The organism is Streptomyces beijiangensis (assembly GCF_017315755.1).
Classification (GTDB): Bacteria; Actinomycetota; Actinomycetes; order Streptomycetales; family Streptomycetaceae; genus Streptomyces; species Streptomyces beijiangensis.
The window spans coordinates 1-4,254 of the sequence record NZ_JAFLRJ010000680.1 but is presented as its reverse complement, the minus strand read 5'-3'; the positions used below and the strand labels follow the sequence as shown (position 1 = coordinate 4,254).

The 4,254-nt window shown below is 71.8% G+C and carries 3 protein-coding genes and 1 pseudogene; all 4 read left to right on the top strand.

What is annotated here, in order from left to right; all coding sequences use genetic code 11:
• On the top strand, positions 1-978 hold a 978-nt coding region (locus J0695_RS38265), incomplete at its 5' end, for a tetratricopeptide repeat protein (protein ID WP_206969452.1).
• Positions 979-982: 4 nt separating this feature from the next.
• Positions 983-2,260 carry a PP2C family protein-serine/threonine phosphatase gene (locus tag J0695_RS38260; protein ID WP_206969450.1) on the top strand — a complete coding sequence of 426 codons (1,278 nt, stop codon included), beginning with the start codon at positions 983-985 and terminating at the stop codon, positions 2,258-2,260.
• A 44-nt stretch (positions 2,261-2,304) separates the two neighbouring features.
• Positions 2,305-3,648: a vWA domain-containing protein gene (locus J0695_RS38255; protein WP_206969449.1), complete on the top strand. Its 1,344-nt coding sequence runs from the start codon at positions 2,305-2,307 to the stop codon at positions 3,646-3,648.
• Positions 3,649-3,734: 86 nt separating this feature from the next.
• Positions 3,735-4,254 (top strand): annotated as a pseudogene (locus J0695_RS38250) (FHA domain-containing protein); the annotation flags it as partial.

Sequence of the window (4,254 nt, the reverse complement as noted above, 5' to 3'; positions counted from 1 at the left end):
GGCACCGGCACCGGCACCGACCTGAGCGGACGGCGGGCAGTGGGCCCGTACACCGCGACCCTGGACGCCCGGGCCACCGCGCTCGCGCTCCCCGTGCCCCACGTCGACCCGAACGACCCCAACGCCGGTTTCCTCGCGGGTCTTCTCGCCTCCGCGCCCGGCGAGGTGATCGCGGCCCTGCAGGCCGCGCCGAGCGGATCACTGGAGCTCCGTCTGCGCCAGGTCCGCGCCTGGCTGGAGAATCTCGACCTGTTCACGGCCGTCGAGGACCTCCAGCAGCTGGAGGTCCAGCACCCCGACGACTGGCGCGTCGTCTGGTACCGGGGCCTCGCCTCACTGGTCACCGGCGACCACGAGTCGGCGGCCCTCGCCTTCGACGCGATCTACGACGCGTTCCCGGGCGAGCCCGCCCCCAAGCTGGCGCTCGGCGTCTGCGCCGAGGTCCTGGGCCAGCTGGACAACGCCGCCGAGTACTACCGCCTCGTCTGGGCCACCGACCCCAGCTTTGTGAGCGGTGCCTTCGGCCTGGCCCGGGTCCAGCTCGCAGCCGGTGACCGGGTGAGCGCCGTAAAGACCCTGGAATCCGTCCCCGAGGCCTCGATCCACTACACGGCCGCCCGGGTGGCCGCCGTACGTGCGAGGCTGCGGAGGCGTGATCCCGGCGAGCCGCTCCTCGACGACCTGCGGGCGGCAGCGGCACAGGTGGAGGCCCTGCAGGGCTTCGGCCTCGATGCCGTACGCCGCGAGCAGTTGTCGACCGAAGTACTGGGTACGGCGCTCGACTGGATACTCTCCGGGGGCCGCGGCGGTCAGGTCGTCGAGTCGACGACACTGCTCGGCAACCCACTCGACGAGCGGGGCCTGCGCCTCGGCCTGGAACGCTCGTACCGGGTACTCGCCCGGCTCGCCCAGCGGGGCGAGGAGAGGATCGACCTGGTGGAGCGGGCCAACCGTTTCCGCCCCCGGACGTGGGTGTGAAGTGATGTCGCAGACGAACCAGCCGGTCGCTACCGGGCGTTGCCCGGACTGCGAGGAGCCCCTGGAAACGGGCGACATGTTCTGCGGTGCGTGCGGTTACGACCTGACGGCGCTGCCCGCGCCCCAGGCCGACCACCCGACCGTCGCCGTCAACGGCGCGGCCGCGGCTGCCTCCTGGCCGGCGCCCCCCGCCCCGGGCGGCTCCGCCTCCGTACAGGCGGCGGCGGATCTGCCGGGGACGACGTCGGGTGGCACCGAACTGCCGTCAGCCGTACGGACCGACGACCCGCCGGGGCCCGACGACTACCCCCTGCCCGATCCCAGAACCGTGGAGCACACGCCCGCCGGGGGCACAGTGCTCGGCGCGGGCTGTGTCGCCTGCCGCTCCGGCCGTATCGACGAGGACGGCTACTGCGAGAACTGCGGGCACGCCCAGCCCCGCGAGCGCGACCACATGGAAGAGGAGCTCGGCGCGGTCGCCGCCGTCTCCGACCGGGGGCTGCGCCACCACCGTAACGAGGACGCCTACGCGGTCTCGTCGACCGCCCTGCCCGACGGCTCCCCCGCCGTCATCGCCGTCGTCTGCGACGGGGTCTCTTCGGCGACCCGCCCCGACGAAGCCTCCGCTGCCGCAGCCGTCGCCGCCAACGAGGCGCTGCTCGCCTCGCTCCCGCTGGGCACCCACCCGCAGCAGGCGATGCACGAGGCGATCCTGGCCGCCGCCGAGTCCGTCAACGTCCTCGGCGCCGAACCGGGCCAGGCCCTGGAGCACGACCCGAACCGCCACACCAACGCCCCCGCCTGCACCCTGGTCTCCGCCATCGTCGCCGGCGGCCTGCTGGTCGTCGGCTGGGTCGGCGACAGCCGCGTCTACTGGGTGCCGGACGACCGCACCGCCCACCCCTCGCGCCTCACCGAGGACGACTCATGGGCCGCGCAGATGGTCGCGACCGGCCTGATGAACGAGGAGCAGGCGTACGCGGACGAGCGCGCGCACGCCATCACGGGCTGGCTGGGGGCGGACGCGTACGAACTGGAGCCGCACACCGCGTCCTTCAAGCCCGACCGGCCCGGTGTGGTGCTCGTGTGCACCGACGGCCTGTGGAACTACGCGGAGGGAGCGGAGGAGATGGCCGCGGTCGTCCCGGCCGACGCCGCCACCCGCCCGCTGCACTGCGCACAGGTACTGGTCGGTCATGCGCTCGACGGCGGGGGCCACGACAACGTAACAGTGGCCGTGCTGCCGTTCCTCGTACCTCAGACAGGGGCAGGATCCGCCTGAGACGGCGCGCACATCCTGCTTTATTCCTTTAAGGAGCCGGTGAGATGGCCAACTTCGCCAAGCCCGACGTGCCGCAGTTCTCCGTCGACGTGTATCAGAACGAATACCTTCCCGAGGGCGGCCGCGAGGTCAACGCGATCGTCACGGTCACCTCGACCGGGGGCTCCACCCTCACCGGTGCGAGCTCGTCGCCGTCCTCGATACCGGGGCAGGCGGCCGGGGCCGCCGTGGTGATCATGGTGGACTGCTCGGGTTCGATGGACTACCCGCCGACCAAGATGCGCAACGCCCGTGATGCCACGGCCGCCGCGATCAGCACCCTGCGCGACGGCACGGCTTTCGCGGTCATCGGCGGTACGCACATAGCCAAGGAGGTCTACCCCGGCAACGGCGCTCTGGCGATCGCCGACAACACCACCCGGGGCCAGGCCAAGGAGGCACTGCGCAAGCTCAGCGCGGGCGGCGGTACGGCGATCGGCACCTGGCTGCGGCTGGCCGACCGGCTGCTGGCCTCCGCAGCGGTCCCGATACGGCACGGCATCCTGCTCACCGACGGCCGCAACGAGCACGAGGCGCCCGAGGACCTCAAGGCCTCGCTCGACGCGGCGGCCGGCCGTTTCACCTGCGACGCCCGCGGTGTGGGGACGGACTGGGAGGTCAAGGAGGTCACGGGCATCGCGTCCGCGCTGCTCGGCACGGCCGACATCGTGGCCGACCCGGCCAACCTCGCCGCCGACTTCACGCAGATGATGGAGAACGCGATGGGCAAGGAGGTCGCGGACGTCGCACTGCGGCTCTGGACCCCGGTCGGCGTGGAGATCAGGTTCGTCAAGCAGGTGGCGCCCACCGTCGAGGAGCTCACGCAGCGCCGTACGGAATCCGGTCCGCGTGCCGGCGACTACCCCACCGGCTCCTGGGGCGACGAGTCCCGCGACTACCACGTGTGCGTGGCCGTCCCGGAAGCCGGAATCGGCCAGGAGATGCTGGCCGCCCGTGTCTCCCTCGTACTCCCCGATCCTCTCGGCGGTACGCCGCAGACGCTCTCGCAGGGCCTGGTGCGGGCGGTGTGGACGGACGACATGGTGGCGTCCACGTCCATAAACCCGCAGGTCGCGCACTACACGGGCCAGGCAGAACTGGCACAGGTCATCCAGCAGGGGCTCGATGCCCGTAAATCGGGTGATGTGGACGGCGCCACGGCCAAGCTGGGGCGGGCGGTTCAGCTCGCAGCGGCCTCCGGGAACGCGGATACTGCGAAACTGCTTTCGAAGGTGGTCGACGTCGTCGACGAGGCGACGGGTACTGTGCGACTGAAGGCGAAGGTCGCGGAAGCGGACGAGATGACCCTCGAAACGCGCTCCACCAAGACCGTTCGCGTGAAGAAGTGAACAAGGCTCCACAGGCTTCACACAGGCAAGAGCTGTACCGATTGAGCGGCCTCCGGGCCGGATGAAGGAGAGGGGGAAGCGACTCCATGCCGACCTGCCCTAACGGACACCAGTCGGGTTCCGACGACTGGTGCGAGGTATGCGGACATCGCATGGGCGCTGCACCGCCGCCGCCTCCCCCGCCTCCGCCGTACAGCGGAGGCGCGCCCCAGCAGCCCGGTTACGGGTACCCGCAGCAGGGCGAGCCCACCGCCCAGGCGGAGCTCTGCCCGCAGTGCCGTACGCCGCGCGAGGCGATGGCGCCGTACTGCGAGGAGTGCCGCTGGAACTTCCTCACCAACACCGCGACCTCCTACACCCCGCTGGCCCCGCAGCCGCCGGCTCCCTCGCAGGGGGTGAACCTGCCGCCCGGTTTCCAGGCCCAGCAGTCACCGCCGCCTCCTCCGCCGCCGCAGCCGCGTCCGCAGGGCACCGCTCCGGATCCGTACGAGTACCAGAGCTCGCGCCCGTCGCAGATGAACCGCCCGGCCGAGCCGCTGAACGCCGATCCGTCGATGCGCCAGGGCACACCGCCCCCACCGCCCGCCTTCCAGCAGCAGCCGGGTC

Excerpts from the sequence above, each read along its gene's own strand:
- J0695_RS38260 (WP_206969450.1), top strand. The coding sequence starts at position 983 with ATGTCGCAGACGAACCAGCCGGTCGCTACCGGGCGTTGCCCGGACTGC.
- J0695_RS38255 (WP_206969449.1), top strand. The coding sequence starts at position 2,305 with ATGGCCAACTTCGCCAAGCCCGACGTGCCGCAGTTCTCCGTCGACGTG.